At 53.6% G+C, this 15,506-nt stretch carries 9 protein-coding genes; 3 read left to right on the top strand and 6 right to left on the bottom strand.

Translation table 11 applies throughout. The annotated features are described in order from the left end of the window. The first annotated feature begins 32 nt into the window (after positions 1-32). The gene (gene glpT / locus M1D91_RS15865; RefSeq protein WP_437430744.1) at positions 33-1,385 is read left to right on the top strand and encodes a glycerol-3-phosphate transporter; all 1,353 of its coding nucleotides are present in this window, start codon (positions 33-35) and stop codon (positions 1,383-1,385) included. A gap of 30 nt (positions 1,386-1,415) precedes the next feature. Here the strand turns inward: glpT and yfaE are convergent, their stop codons facing one another. The 4 genes from yfaE to ubiG all read right to left on the bottom strand — a co-directional run bounded on the left by yfaE (position 1,416) and on the right by ubiG (position 6,264). Beyond that, a complete protein-coding gene (gene yfaE / locus M1D91_RS15860) occupies positions 1,416-1,670 on the bottom strand; it encodes a class I ribonucleotide reductase maintenance protein YfaE (protein ID WP_437430745.1) in 255 nt (84 codons plus the stop codon). Then, on the bottom strand, positions 1,670-2,800 hold the full coding sequence (gene nrdB / locus M1D91_RS15855) for a class Ia ribonucleoside-diphosphate reductase subunit beta (protein WP_437430746.1): 1,131 nt from the start codon (positions 2,798-2,800) through the stop codon (positions 1,670-1,672). Before nrdB ends, yfaE begins: the two co-directional genes overlap by 1 nt. A 105-nt stretch (positions 2,801-2,905) precedes the next feature. Then, positions 2,906-5,191 carry a class 1a ribonucleoside-diphosphate reductase subunit alpha gene (gene nrdA / locus M1D91_RS15850; RefSeq protein ID WP_437430747.1) on the bottom strand — a complete coding sequence of 762 codons (2,286 nt, stop codon included), beginning with the start codon at positions 5,189-5,191 and terminating at the stop codon, positions 2,906-2,908. A gap of 344 nt (positions 5,192-5,535) precedes the next feature. Further along, positions 5,536-6,264, bottom strand: coding sequence for a bifunctional 2-polyprenyl-6-hydroxyphenol methylase/3-demethylubiquinol 3-O-methyltransferase UbiG (gene ubiG / locus M1D91_RS15845; protein ID WP_437430748.1), 729 nt, complete (start codon positions 6,262-6,264; stop codon positions 5,536-5,538). Positions 6,265-6,422: 158 nt separating this feature from the next. Between ubiG and gyrA the strand changes: the two genes are divergently transcribed. Both gyrA and rcsC read left to right on the top strand, forming a co-directional pair. Beyond that, a complete protein-coding gene (gene gyrA, locus M1D91_RS15840; protein WP_437430749.1) occupies positions 6,423-9,062 on the top strand; it encodes a DNA topoisomerase (ATP-hydrolyzing) subunit A in 2,640 nt (879 codons plus the stop codon). Positions 9,063-9,174: 112 nt separating this feature from the next. Continuing rightward, on the top strand, positions 9,175-12,021 hold the full coding sequence (rcsC, locus tag M1D91_RS15835) for a two-component system sensor histidine kinase RcsC (protein WP_437430750.1): 2,847 nt from the start codon (positions 9,175-9,177) through the stop codon (positions 12,019-12,021). Positions 12,022-12,057: 36 nt separating this feature from the next. On the opposite strand, the gene rcsB is transcribed toward rcsC, so the two are convergent. Together rcsB and rcsD are read right to left on the bottom strand one after the other, a co-directional pair. Beyond that, positions 12,058-12,708 (bottom strand): response regulator transcription factor RcsB, encoded by a 651-nt coding sequence (gene rcsB, locus M1D91_RS15830; protein ID WP_437430751.1) that lies wholly within the window; start codon positions 12,706-12,708, stop codon positions 12,058-12,060. A 17-nt stretch (positions 12,709-12,725) separates the two neighbouring features. Next, a complete protein-coding gene (gene rcsD / locus M1D91_RS15825) occupies positions 12,726-15,395 on the bottom strand; it encodes a phosphotransferase RcsD (protein ID WP_437430752.1) in 2,670 nt (889 codons plus the stop codon). Positions 15,396-15,506 lie beyond the last annotated feature (111 nt).

Genomic DNA, 15,506 nt, shown 5'->3' with positions numbered 1-15,506 from the left:
AATAACGAGAAATACACGCCACGGAGGCTAATATGCTGAGTATTTTCAGACCTGAAGCGCATCGGGAGAGAGTTGCCCCTGCACACGTTGATCCTCTCTATCGACGCCTGCGATGGCAGATTTTCCTGGGCATTTTCTTTGGTTACGCTGCCTATTACCTGGTACGCAAAAACTTTGCTCTCGCGATGCCCTATCTGGTGGAGCAGGGGTTCTCCCGTGGGGATTTGGGGTTCGCGCTGTCCGGCATCTCCATTGCTTACGGATTTTCCAAGTTCATCATGGGCTCGGTGTCGGATCGCTCGAATCCGCGGGTATTTCTTCCGGCCGGATTGATTCTTGCCGCTGCCGTCATGCTGTTTATGGGCTTTGTGCCCTGGGCCACCTCCAGCATCGCTGTAATGTTTGTTCTGCTATTTTTGTGCGGCTGGTTTCAGGGCATGGGCTGGCCACCCTGCGGGCGCACCATGGTGCACTGGTGGTCGCAGAAGGAGCGCGGCGGGATAGTCTCTGTCTGGAACTGCGCGCACAATGTGGGCGGCGGTATTCCACCGCTGCTGTTCCTGCTGGGGATGGCCTGGTTTAACGACTGGCGGGCGGCACTTTATATGCCAGCATTCGGCGCGATCATCGTGGCGCTGTTTGCCTTTGCCATGATGCGTGACACGCCGCAGTCCTGTGGCTTGCCGCCGATTGAAGAGTACAAAAACGATTATCCGGACGATTACAGTGACAAAGCGGAAGAGGAGCTGACGGCGAAGCAGATCTTTATGCAGTACGTCTTCCCGAACCGTCTGCTGTGGTATATCGCCATCGCTAACGTATTCGTTTACCTGCTGCGTTACGGCATTCTTGACTGGTCACCCACCTATCTTAAAGAGGTTAAGCACTTCGCGCTGGATAAGTCCTCCTGGGCCTATTTCCTCTACGAATATGCCGGGATCCCTGGCACCTTACTCTGCGGCTGGATGTCCGATAAAGTGTTCCGGGGCAACCGTGGCGCGACAGGCGTCTTCTTTATGACGCTGGTGACCATTGCCACCGTGGTTTACTGGCTTAACCCGCCGGGCAATCCGCACGTGGACATGGCCTGTATGATTGTCATCGGCTTCCTGATTTACGGCCCGGTCATGCTGATTGGCCTGCATGCGCTTGAGCTGGCACCGAAAAAAGCGGCCGGAACGGCCGCAGGCTTTACCGGCCTGTTTGGCTACCTTGGCGGGTCGGTGGCGGCCAGCGCCATCGTCGGCTACACGGTCGACTTCTTCGGCTGGGACGGCGGCTTTATGGTGATGATCGGCGGCAGTATCCTGGCGGTGCTACTGCTGATAGTGGTCATGATCGGTGAGCGCAGACACCATGCGCAGGTAGCGACGAAGCGTCAGTAACGTCATAAAAAAGGGCCGAAAGGCCCTTTTTTACATCTCAATCTCAATATCGCCTTTTGCCCGGCAACAGCAGGGCAAAATTTCGTCCGGCTGGATGAAGGCCAGCGGTTCAGTCAGCCAGTCCACCTGGCCTGAGACCAGGCGGCAGCGGCACGAACCGCAATAGCCTTCACGACACTGATACTCTACCGTCACCCGGTGTGACTCCAGCGCCACCAGCAGAGAAGGGTGCTCTTCCTGACACTGAAGCTCAGTGCCCGTCAGACGCAGGGTTACGCGTGTCATCAGAGCTGGAAGTTGCTCAGATCGTCAGTATCGACTTCAGAGTCGATCTGGCCGACCAGATAGGAACTCACTTCCACTTCCTGTGGGGCAACCTGCACGTTGTCAGATACCAGCCAGGTGTTGATCCACGGAATGGGGTTAGAGCGGGTCTGGAACGGCAGATCCAGACCGACCGCCTGCATGCGGATATTAGTGATGTACTCAATGTACTGCCAGAGAATGTCTTTATTCAGGCCAATCATGGAGCCGTCGCGGAACAGGTATTCTGCCCACTCTTTTTCCTGCACGGCAGCCTGAACAAACAGGTCATAGCACTCCTGCTTGCACTCCTCGGCGATCTCCGCCATTTCCGGGTCGTCGGCCCCGGAACGCAGCAGGTTCAGCATATGCTGAGTGCCGGTCAGATGCAGGGCTTCATCACGGGCAATCAGACGGATGATTTTGGCGTTGCCTTCCATCAGCTCGCGCTCGGCAAAGGCGAAAGAGCAGGCGAAGCTAACGTAGAAGCGAATGGCTTCCAGGGCATTAACACTCATCAGGCACAGATAGAGTTGCTTTTTCAGCTCACGCAGGTTCACGGTCACGGTTTTACCGTTAACGGTATGCGTGCCTTCCCCCAGCAGATGCCAGTAGCTGGTCATCTCGATCAGCGAGTCGTAGTAATGGGCAATCCCTTCCGCACGTTTCTGGATCTGTTCATTCGTCACAATGTCATCAAAAACCACCGAGGGATCGTTGACGATGTTACGGATAATGTGGGTATAGGAGCGGGAGTGGATAGTCTCTGAGAAGGCCCAGGTCTCCACCCAGGTTTCCAGCTCGGGAATTGAGATCAGCGGCAGCAGCGCTACGTTCGGGCTACGACCCTGAATAGAGTCCAGCAGCGTCTGATATTTCAGGTTGCTGATGAAAATATGTTTTTCGTGATCCGGCAGCGCCTGGTAATCAATGCGGTCGCGGGAAACGTCCACTTCTTCCGGACGCCAGAAAAAGGAGAGTTGCTTTTCGATCAGCTTTTCGAAGATGTCATATTTTTGCTGATCGTAGCGCGCCACGTTCACCGGCTGACCGAAGAACATAGGTTCCAGCAGCTGATTATTTTTCGTCTGTGAAAAAGTGGTATAGGCCATTCGATGTGAGTCCTGTTATTGATTGTTCCCCTCACCCCGACCCTCTCCCCGAAGGGGCGAGGGAGAAGACCGCACGGAGCAGTGGTCAGGGGAGGGTATGCATTATTAGATCTTACATGCGCCGCTTTCGCAGCCATCGTCCTGAATAGACGGTGCCAGATCGTCCTGCGCATCTTCAGCACCGTCGCGGGTGTTCTGATAGTACAGGGTTTTCACGCCGAATTTATAGGCGGTGAGCAGGTCTTTCAGCAACTGCTGCATCGGCACTTTTCCTGACGGGAAGCGCGACGGATCGTAGTTGGTGTTCGCAGAGATCGACTGGTCGATAAATTTCTGCATGATACCCACCAGTTGCAGATAGCCATCGTTATTAGGCATATCCCACAGCAGTTCATAGTTGTTTTTCAGGAGCTCGTAATCCGGCACAACCTGACGCAGGATGCCGTCTTTGGAGGCTTTGATGCTGACATGACCGCGCGGCGGCTCAATGCCGTTAGTGGCGTTAGAGATCTGCGAAGAGGTCTCAGACGGCATCAACGCAGAGAGGGTGGAGTTACGCAGACCGTGTGTTTTCACGGATTCGCGAAGCTGCTCCCAGTCATAATGCAGCGGCTCGCTGGTGATAGCATCCAGGTCTTTTTTATAGGTATCGATCGGCAGAATACCTTTGGCGTAAGTGGTTTCATTGAACCACGGGCAGGCACCTTGCTCCTTCGCCAGTTCGTTTGAGGCTTTCAGCAGGTAATACTGAATGGCTTCAAAGGTCTGATGCGTCAGGTTATTGGCGCTGCCGTCAGAGTAACGCTTGCCATTTTTCGCCAGCCAGTAGGCGTAGTTGATAACACCAATACCCAGGGTACGGCGGCCCATTGCACCACGTTTCGCCGCCAGAATCGGGTAATCCTGATAGTCCAGAAGGGCGTCCAGCGCACGGACGGCAAGCACCGCCAAATCTTCCAGTTCATCCAGGTTTGAAATAGCACCCAGGTTGAATGCTGAAAGCGTACACAGCGCAATTTCGCCGTTTTCGTCATTCACATCGTTAAGCGGTTTGGTCGGCAGCGCAATTTCCAGGCACAGGTTGGACTGGCGCACCGGCGCTACTACCGGGTCAAACGGGCTGTGGGTGTTGCAGTGGTCGACGTTCTGGATGTAGATACGGCCGGTAGAGGCACGTTCCTGCATCATCAGAGAGAACAGTTCCACCGCTTTCACGCGCTGCTTACGGATGCTGTCATCTTTTTCGTAACGAGTGTACAGACGCTCGAATTCGTCCTGATCGGCGAAGAACGCATCATACAGGCCCGGGACGTCGGACGGGCTGAACAGGGTGATCTCTTCACCCTTCAGCAGACGGGTGTACATCAGCTTGTTGATCTGCACACCGTAGTCCATATGACGAACGCGGTTACCTTCCACGCCACGGTTGTTTTTCAGGACCAGCAGGCTTTCAACTTCCAGGTGCCACATCGGGTAGAAAAGGGTTGCCGCACCACCGCGCACACCGCCTTGCGAACAGGATTTGACGGCGGTCTGGAAGTGTTTATAGAACGGAACACAGCCGGTATGGAACGCTTCGCCGCCACGAATCGGGCTGCCCAGCGCACGAATGCGACCGGCGTTGATGCCGATACCGGCGCGCTGGGAAACGTATTTCACAATGGCGCTGGAGGTGGCATTGATTGAATCCAGGCTGTCGCCGCACTCAATCAACACGCAGGAGCTGAACTGGCGGGTCGGAGTACGCACGCCGGACATGATAGGCGTTGGCAGTGAGATCTTAAACAGCGACACCGCGTCATAAAAACGCTTCACGTAATCGAGACGGGTCTCACGCGGATAGCCGGAGAAGAGGCAGGCGGCGACCAGCATGTAAAGGAACTGGGCGCTCTCGTAGATTTCACCGGTGACGCGGTTCTGCACCAGGTACTTACCTTCGAGCTGTTTTACCGCCGCGTAGGAGAAGTTCATATCGCGCCAGTGGTCGATAAACCCGTCCATCTGCTTGAACTCTTCTTCCGTGTAGTCTTCCAGCAGATGCGTGTCGTATTTGCCAAGCTCAACCATCTTAACAACATGATCATAGAGTGCTGGCGGTTCGAACTGACCGTATGCTTTTTTACGCAGATGGAAAATGGCCAGGCGCGCGGCGAGGTACTGGTAATCCGGGGCGTCACGGGAAATCAGGTCCGCGGCCGCCTTAATGATGGTCTCATGGATATCAGAGGTCTTGATACCGTCATAAAACTGGATATGTGAACGCAATTCCACCTGGGAAATAGACACATTGGTCAGCCCCTCTGCCGCCCAATCCAGCACCCGATGAATTTTGTCGAGATTGATGCGTTCTGTCGCGCCATCGCGCTTTGTCACCAGTAGACTCTGATTCATGTAAGATTTACCTGTCCGTGAATAAAAATATCCCCCGCTTATCCACAAAGCAGCCTTGTGACTAACTCTGTGGATAAATACTATATATAGGGGGTTTTAGATAAGAGAAACGCTATATGGTGAGTATTCTAGTAAGGATTCTTTTGAGTACAAGAGTTGATTTTGAGGTTAATTTGAGGTTGCAAAAGGGTAATAAACGCTAAGTCCTCGTCGCATAAGGCCTGGCGGGAATGTCAATATTGGATAAAAAAAATAGAAAATATGATCAAATGCCGATTTCTTCAGCGGAAGGAAAGATTGCACCACATGATGTCGTGCAATCTTTATAAGCATTGCGCATGACGTCAGACGTTTTTTGCGCTTGTATGCAACATATAGTTAACATCCACGCCGGGGGCGAGCTTAAAACGGTTAAGCAGCGGATTATAATGCAGCCCGGTTATGTGACGCTCCTGCAGACCGCTCGCGCTGACCCAGTCCAGCAACTCGGCAGGCTTAATGAATTTTTTAACGTCATGCGTGCCCCTGGGCACCATCTTTAATACGTATTCGGCCCCCACAACCGCCATCAGCCAGGCCTTACCATTGCGGTTAATGGTAGAAAAGAAGACGTGACCGCCGGGTTTGACCAACTGCGCACAGGCGCGTACCACTGACTGCGGGTCTGGCACATGCTCCAGCATCTCCATGCAGGTCACCACATCGTAACGCTGCGGATTTTGTGCCGCATGGTCTTCAACCGTTTCCTGAACATAATCGACGGTGATGCCGGACTCCAGCGCATGCAGTCGCGCGACCTGTAACGGCTCAAAACCCATATCAAGCCCGGTAACATGCGCGCCTTCACGGGCCATGCTTTCAGCGAGGATGCCGCCGCCGCAGCCAACATCTAACACCGTTTTGCCAAATAAGCCTCCGGCACGGCCGGCAATATAGTCAAGACGCAGCGGGTTGATGCGATGCAGGGGTTTAAATTCCCCCTCCAGATCCCACCAACGTGATGCCACGGCTTCAAATTTGGCGATTTCAGCCTGGTCAACGTTTTGAGCATCCGATGTTTTTTCGGCATTCATGGGCGCAATGACTCCTTTTTTTTCAAGACGGATGAGTATAACAGCCCGCAGGCATGAATAAAGCGTTGCACGGGGTCTTTCCCTTTACCTGATTCATTACGGTTGTGTTATAATTTGCGACCTTTGAATCCGGGATACAGTAGAGGGATAGCGGTTAGATGAGCGACCTTGCGAGAGAAATTACACCGGTTAACATCGAGGAAGAGCTGAAAAGCTCCTATCTGGATTACGCCATGTCGGTCATTGTTGGCCGCGCGTTACCAGATGTCCGCGATGGCTTAAAACCGGTTCACCGTCGCGTACTTTACGCCATGAACGTATTGGGCAATGACTGGAACAAAGCCTACAAAAAATCTGCCCGTGTCGTGGGTGACGTCATCGGTAAATACCACCCTCATGGTGATACCGCCGTTTATGACACCATCGTTCGTATGGCACAGCCATTCTCCTTACGTTACATGCTGGTTGATGGCCAGGGTAACTTTGGCTCGGTAGATGGCGACTCCGCCGCCGCGATGCGTTATACGGAAATCCGTATGTCGAAAATCGCGCACGAGCTGATGGCCGATCTTGAAAAAGAGACCGTCGATTTTGTCGATAACTACGACGGCACGGAAAAAATCCCCGATGTTATGCCGACCAGGGTGCCAAACCTGCTGGTGAACGGCTCATCCGGTATTGCCGTAGGGATGGCAACCAACATTCCTCCCCATAACCTGACAGAAGTCATTAACGGCTGTCTGGCCTATATCGACGATGAAAACATCAGCGTTGAAGGGCTGATGGAACACATTCCTGGCCCGGACTTCCCGACGGCGGCGATCATCAATGGTCGCCGTGGTATTGAAGAGGCCTACCGTACCGGCCGTGGCAAGATTTATATCCGCGCGCGCGCGGAGGTCGAAGCGGACGCCAAAACAGGCCGTGAAACCATCATCGTGCATGAAATTCCGTATCAGGTGAACAAAGCACGCCTGATTGAGAAAATCGCCGAGCTGGTCAAAGAAAAACGCGTTGAAGGTATCAGTGCGCTGCGTGACGAGTCTGATAAAGACGGTATGCGTGTCGTTATTGAGATCAAACGCGATGCGGTCGGCGAAGTCGTACTGAATAACCTCTATTCGCAGACGCAGCTCCAGGTCTCCTTCGGTATCAACATGGTGGCACTGCACCACGGTCAACCGAAGATCATGAACCTGAAAGATATTCTTTCTGCGTTTGTTCGTCACCGTCGTGAAGTGGTGACGCGTCGTACTATTTTCGAACTGCGTAAAGCCCGCGATCGTGCGCACATTCTGGAAGCGCTGGCTGTGGCGCTGGCGAATATCGACCCGATCATTGAGTTGATTCGTCGTGCTCCGACCCCGGCTGAGGCGAAAGCAGGCCTGGTGGCCCGCTCCTGGGATCTGGGCAATGTGTCAGCGATGCTGGAGCGTGCTGGAGATGATGCCGCGCGTCCGGAGTGGCTGGAACCTGAGTTTGGCGTGCGTGACGGTCAGTACTACCTGACTGAACAGCAGGCCCAGGCGATTCTCGATCTGCGTTTGCAGAAGCTGACCGGCCTTGAGCATGAAAAACTGCTCGACGAATACAAAGAGTTGCTGGAACAGATTGCTGAACTGCTTAACATCCTTGGTAGCGCCGATCGCCTGATGGAAGTTATTCGCGAAGAGCTTGAGCTGATCCGCGATCAGTTCGGCGATGCGCGTCGCACGGAAATTACCGCCAACAGCGCGGACATCAACATCGAAGACCTGATCAATCAGGAAGACGTTGTGGTGACGCTGTCTCACCAGGGCTATGTGAAGTATCAGCCGCTCACCGACTACGAAGCGCAGCGTCGTGGCGGTAAAGGCAAGTCAGCAGCGCGCATTAAAGAAGAAGATTTCATTGACCGCCTGCTGGTGGCCAACACCCATGACACTATCCTCTGCTTCTCCAGCCGTGGCCGCCTGTACTGGATGAAAGTCTATCAGCTGCCGGAAGCGAGCCGTGGTGCGCGTGGTCGTCCTATCGTTAACCTGCTACCGCTGGAGGCCAATGAACGTATTACGGCTATTCTGCCGGTGCGTGAATACGAAGAAGGCGTCAGCGTCTTCATGGCTACCGCCAGCGGTACCGTGAAGAAAACGGCGCTCACTGAGTTCAGCCGTCCGCGCTCTGCGGGTATCATCGCCGTTAACCTCAATGAGGGTGATGAACTGATTGGCGTCGATCTGACTTCAGGTCAGGACGAAGCCATGCTGTTCTCTGCCGCAGGGAAAGTGGTGCGCTTTAAAGAAGACGCAGTGCGTGCGATGGGCCGTACGGCAACCGGGGTGCGCGGTATTAAACTGGCGGGCGAAGATAAGGTCGTGTCGCTGATCATTCCTCGCGGCGAAGGTGCTATCCTGACTGTGACACAAAACGGTTATGGTAAACGTACCGCTGAAGCTGAATATCCGACCAAATCGCGCGGCACGCAGGGCGTTATTTCCATCAAGGTGACCGAGCGTAATGGCGCAGTGGTGGGTGCAGTGCAGGTGACTGATACCGACCAGATCATGATGATTACGGATGCTGGCACGCTGGTGCGTACCCGCGTATCGGAAATCAGCGTGGTAGGGCGTAACACCCAGGGCGTGATTCTTATCCGTACTGCGGAAGATGAAAACGTTGTAGGTCTGCAGCGCGTGGCCGAGCCGGTGGATGACGAAGAACTCGACTCCATCGACGGTAGCGTCGCGGAAGGGGATGAGGATATCGCCCCGGAAGTTGACGATGGCGCGGGCGACGAAGCCAACGACGCTGACGAATAATCTGACTTAGCAGGGCCGGTTATCCGGCCCTTTCTCTTTCCGTTGCGGCATCAGCGTTTTAACGCTACTTTAACCTCACTTTATTCACCCCCCCAGGCGGAGCTTCCCCAGGTTGAAATACCTCGTCTCTTTTCGCAGTACCCTTAAGGTATCCCGTTACCTTTTCCGCGCGCTGGCGCTGGTACTCTGGTTATTGATTGCCTTATTTTCGGTGTTCTACATCGTTACTGCGTTACGCGATAAAGAGTCGGAAATACGTCAGGAAATCAATATCAGTGCCGATCAGGCCCAGCGGTATATTCAGCGAACATCGGACGTGATGAAAGAGCTGAAGTATATTGCGGAAAACCGGCTGACCGCCGAGAACGGTATACTCTCTACCCGTGGGCTTAATGCCAGGGGCGAAGTACCGGAGTTTCAGCCCTTATTTCCCGATTCAGACTGTTCACGCATGGGCAGCGCCTGGCGAGGTTCACTCGAATCCCTGACCTGGTTCATGCGCTACTGGCGCGACAATTTCTCCGCAGCCTATGATCTCAACCGCGTCTTCCTGATTGGTAATGAAAACCTCTGCGTAGCGGATTTTGGCCTGCGAGACGTGCCGGTTGAGCGGGATAATACCCTGACCAGCCTGCATGAGCGGATCATGAAATACCGCAACGCGCCGCAGGAAGAGCGCGGTAATAATCTGTACTGGATGAGCCAGGGGGCAAGACCGGGGGTGGGGTATTTCTTCGCACTAACGCCGGTCTATCTGGGCAATCGTCTTCAGGCGCTGCTGGGCACTGAACAGTCCATTCGGATGGAGAATTTTTACACCCCTGGCAGCCTGCCGATGGGGGTGACGGTGCTGGATGAAAACGGCCACCCCCTTATCTCCCTTGCCGGGCCAGAAAACCATCTTGAGATTGACCCGCGCTGGATGCAGACCCGAACCTGGTTTGGATACAGCTCTGGTTTCCATGAGCTGGTTCTTAAAAAGAGTATGCCGCCGTCCTCACTGAGCATTGTCTACTCCGTACCGGTCGATCTGGTGCTTGAGCGCATCAGAATGCTGGTCCTCAATGCAGTGCTGCTCAATATTCTGGTGGGGGTGGCGCTCTTTACCCTGGCGCGTATGTACGAACGGCGGATTTTTATTCCCGCCGAAACGGATGCCCAGCGGCTGGAGGAGCACGAGCAGTTCAACCGTAAAATCGTCGCCTCTGCGCCCGTTGGGATCTGTATTCTGCGCACGCTGGATGGCACCAACATTTTGAGTAACGAACTGGCGCATAATTACCTGAACATGCTCACCCATGAGGACAGACAGCGGTTAACGCAAATCATCTGCGGGCAGCAGGTTAACTTTGTCGATGTGCTGACCAGTAACAATACCAATTTGCAGATTAGCTTTGTGCATTCGCGCTACCGGAATGAAAACGTGGCCATCTGCGTTCTGGTGGATGTCTCTGCGCGTGTCAAAATGGAAGAGTCGTTACAGGAGATGGCTCAGGCGGCAGAGCAGGCCAGCCAGTCAAAATCGATGTTCCTGGCCACCGTCAGCCACGAACTGCGCACGCCACTCTACGGCATCATTGGTAACCTTGATCTGCTGCAAACCAAAACCCTGCCGCAGGGCGTGGACAGGCTGGTTACCGCCATGAACAACTCCTCCAGCCTGTTACTGAAGATTATTAGCGATATCCTCGATTTCTCAAAAATCGAATCGGAACAGCTGAAAATTGAACCGCGTGAGTTCTCCCCGCGCGAGGTGATGAATCACATTACGGCGAACTACGCGCCGCTGGTGGTACGAAAACAGCTGGGCCTCTACTGCTTCATTGAGCCTGATGTCCCCGCCACCCTCAATGGTGACCCGATGCGACTGCAACAGGTTATCTCTAACCTGCTCAGTAATGCGATTAAGTTCACCGACATCGGCTGCATTATGCTGCACGTGCGCAGCGATGAGCATTACCTCAGTATCCGCGTGCGCGATACGGGCGTCGGGATCCCCGGCAAAGAGGTTGTGCGGCTTTTCGACCCCTTCTTCCAGGTAGGGACAGGGGTACAACGTAACTTCCAGGGGACGGGACTGGGACTGGCGATTTGTGAAAAGCTCGTCAATATGATGGACGGGGATATTTCCGTTGATACCGAACCGGGTATGGGCAGTCAGTTCACTCTTCGTATTCCGCTTTATAATGCCGTCGCGCCATTGCCTCTGGATGTGGATGGACTGAAAAATACCTGTTGCTGGCTGTCGGTGCGCAACGCGTTTCTGTCCAGCTATCTTCGCACTCTGCTGGCCCATAATGGCATCGTGGCGAAAACCTGGGACGGGCGGGAGCTGGATGGGCAGGATACCTTTATCACTGATGATGAGTTACCGGCAAACTGGAGCGGTAGGGCAGCGCTACAGTTCTGTCGTCGGCATATCGGGGTACCGTTAGAACGCGCCACCGGGGAGTGGGTCCTGAGTGTCGCCTCGCCCCATGATGTGATTGCGCTGATGGGGCATATTTACCGTATTGAAATTGATGTGCCTGAGGCGAGCAATACACTGGCCGCACCGGGCAACATTGAAACCCAAAATGATGACCTGATGATACTGGTGGTTGACGATCATCCTATTAACCGCCGTCTGCTCGCCGATCAACTTGGATCGCTTGGGTATTACTGTAAAACCGCCGCCGACGGGGTGGATGCCCTGAATGTCATGAGTAAAAACAAAATCGATATTGTCCTGAGTGACGTTAATATGCCAAACATGGACGGGTATCGACTGACCCAGCGTATTCGCGAGATGGGACTTGCTCTACCCGTCATTGGCGTGACGGCAAACGCGCTGGCCGAAGAGAAACAGCGATGCCTTGAGTCGGGTATGGATAGCTGTCTCTCGAAACCGGTGACGCTGGATGTGCTCAAAGTGACGCTTGCTCAGTACAGCGCGCAGGTCAGAAAAGGCAGACGTTAGAAAAACAAACCCCGGCGGGCGCCGGGGTTATGAGGATTACTCTTTCTCAGTCTGTGTCAGGGTGACGGAGGAGAGATAGTTCAGCAGGGCGATATCATTTTCAACGCCCAGCTTCATCATGGCCGATTTTTTCTGGCTACTGATGGTCTTGATACTGCGGTTGAGTTTCTTGGCAATTTCAGTGACCAGGAAGCCTTCCGCGAACAGACGCAGCACTTCACTCTCTTTAGGCGACAGGCGCTTGTCTCCGTAACCGCCTGCGCTGATTTTTTCCAGCAGACGGGAGACGCTTTCCGGGGTAAATTTTTTGCCTTTCTGCAGCGCCGCCAGGGCTTTCGGCAGATCGGTCGGCGCACCCTGTTTCAGCACAATCCCTTCGATATCCAAATCCAGTACCGCGCTCAGGATCGCCGGGTTGTTGTTCATTGTCAGGACAATGATCGACAGGTTAGGGAAGTGACGCTTGATATACTTAATCAGCGTGATGCCATCACCGTATTTGTCGCCCGGCATGGAGAGGTCAGAGATTAAAACATGGGCGTCCAGTTTCGGCAGATTATTGATGAGTGCTGTGGAGTCTTCAAATTCGCCAACGACATTAACCCATTCGATTTGTTCGAGTGATTTACGAATACCGAACAGTACAATCGGATGGTCATCGGCAATAATTACGTTCATATTGTTCATGTATTTAGGCTACCTTGCTACAGCAAGCTCTTGACGTAAGCGTCAATGTCGCTGATGTAATTTTCTATGCCTGGAGCATCCTTCTCACGAATTAACTGCTCCAGCGTTTCACACAACTGCTTACCAGGAACCAAATTGAGCATGGCAAACACCCCTTTAAGGCGGTGCGCTGTCTGCGCCAGTGCAGCGAAATCGCTCAGCGCTGACTCAGTATACAACCTCTTAACATCATCCGGTACTGTGTCAACAAACAGCGCATAATAGCCGCTGGCGTGGAGTTCGACGTTTGCATCGCCCCCGAGCGGTGACGCCACTACCTCTTCCTGGGCAAGCTGTTCTTCGATGAGTTGCAATACGGCTTCCTGCATTGCATTGCTCATATTAAAGTTGACGCGTAACTGGCCGGGACCAATTTTCCGCACACCCGCCTCATCATCGCTTAAAAGCAAGCCCGAGGATGTAAGATTAGACGGATTATCCGTTAAAAACAGGTCAAACTCTTGACTTAATTGTCGTTCATCCGGGGAGATACAGGTTGCTCCCCAGTTTTCCAGCTGACGAACCACGATATTACGGATTTCGCTGGAGGTGATATCAATCATCGCGACGACATCGTCAAGTAACCGCTCTTCTTCTTCCACCTGCTGCGAGCGGGCGGCCATCTTCATATGCAGGGAGTAACGCGTTCCTAGCTCTTCCCGGGCTTTGATGTTGAGATGCCCCCCAAGCTTTCTCGCCAGTTGGTCACAAAGCCAGAAGGTCAGCGCGTTGGCTTTACCGTACTGATCCTCCTGGGTTGCATTCAGGAACGGGAAATGCAGGTTATCTATTTCGCTGGAGGAGACCCCGTTACCGGTGTCCAGAATGCGGAAGGTGAGGCGATCGTCCGCTGACTCGTCGCGGCTCACCTCAAGGGTGACTTTGCCAATTTGCGTGGTGGTCACCGCATAGTGAATCAACAGCAGGAGGATCTTCAGTAGGGCATCGCGATCGCCGTGGCGCATTTCGTTGGCCGGAAGCGCATTGTTGATGAGAAGCTGCAGCCCTTTCCGTTTGATAACCGGCAGCACCTGCGGCACGACTTCATCAATTAAATCCTGAATAGAGAACTGGGTGGACTGTCCTTTCCAGCTGTCGTTTTCCAGCATATTCGCCAGTTGAATATCGTCCACCAGTCGGGCAATCGCTTCGGCGTGGTTGGCAAGCTGGTTTGTCTCTTTTTCACCCAGCGCGGCTGCTTCGCTGACCAGTGCGTTCACGGGCTGTTTAAGGGCATCGCCAATGTTCTGCATAAAGGCGGCACGTCCCTGCTGGTTTTTCTCATACAAGCGCTGTGCCTGTTTAAGCTTTTTATTTACCAGCACTTCTCTGTCCTGATCGCGAATGATGAAAATCTGCGTGCGGGAGGCGACCTGACTACGGAACTGGCGAATTTCATACAGTTCATTATTAATGGTGGCCTGGATAACCCCCTGATGCTGGTCTGCCATCGAGGTGATGTTTTGCAAATTCAGGTGGGGCAGCAGGTGGTCAGCAATTTTATTACTCAGCACCGTGCGGTTGGCCTCCTGATCGTGCACCAGCAGCCCCAGTGGCAGCAGTGACACAATCTCTTCATTAAAGGCACGCATCATGCGCAGCTCATTACTGTTCGCACTGGGAGCCAGGCTATCGTTACTGCGGCCCGGCTGATGGCGAAACGTGGTATAGCCAAAAAGCGCTAACGCCAGCAGGCCAATATTGAGCAGCAGCGGTAGCAGAATATTTTGCAGCGTATCCAGCAGAAGCGTTCCAAACGGCACCTGCCAGACCAGCCGCAGGCCGGTGGTGTTCAGCGAGGAGGCTATCTCAATTTTAGAACTGTTGAAATTAATGATGACGCTGTCAGCGCCTTCTTTATCCTGAGTGCGAAGATTGGTTTGAGTCGGATCGTTTTCAAGGCGGAAGCTGTCGAGCGCCATGCCAGGGGGGATGAGATCGTTAATCGGCAGATCGAAGGCCACCACGGTTGCCAGGTGACCTGGCTGATTAAAGGTCGTGCGCAACGTAAAGTAGTGCCCGTTCTGCCAGGCGAGATGGCGCAACGTGGAGAAACTCTCACGCTCATCAAGCGCGTTAGCCTGTTGCAACATCTCGGCGCGTCGGGAGTCAACAATGCCGCCAATCGCCGACTCTTTAAAGCCCGAAGACAGATCTTTTAACGGCAGGGTAGAGACCAGGATCATGCTGTTATCCTGGCCGTTAAGGTAGTACATAGACCAGGGAATGGTCTCAGCACCCCAGAGCGTATCCAGATAAGAGGAGATGCGCTGCGTCATCTCCAGCGTTGAGCTGTCATGCGAGCCGAAAATTAGCGCTTCGGTTTTACGCCGTGGTTTTTCCAGATAGTAGACATCCTGTTTGAGCCGGGTTTCTTGAAGCCCGTCACTGCTACCGTTTGACGACGCCGCGGCGATGTTGTCATAAATCTGCCAGGTCGCGTAACGCCAGGTATCAATCCGTTTGTGCATCGCGTGCGTGATATCAACGACCTGATAGCTTTTGTCTTTAAGCCAGGCGTTGACGGCGCTTTGAATCATCACACCCATCGTCACCAGCAGAACGATGGTTAAAAGAAGGAAGAAGCGGGTGATGTTGCCCGGTATCAGGGAAAACTTGCCAGGGATCATGGTGTCCGATCGACTCATTCGTGTGTATAAACCCGTAATGACAGCACTGCAGAAGAAACTCAACGCCTGCGTTGAGACATTATTGCTGCCATGCCATACGAGCCAGCCAGCAGTCGTGGCAGTCCTGTA

It is taken from the genome of Enterobacter sp. SA197, from assembly GCF_054131575.1.
This window is presented reverse-complemented; position numbering and strand designations above follow the sequence as displayed.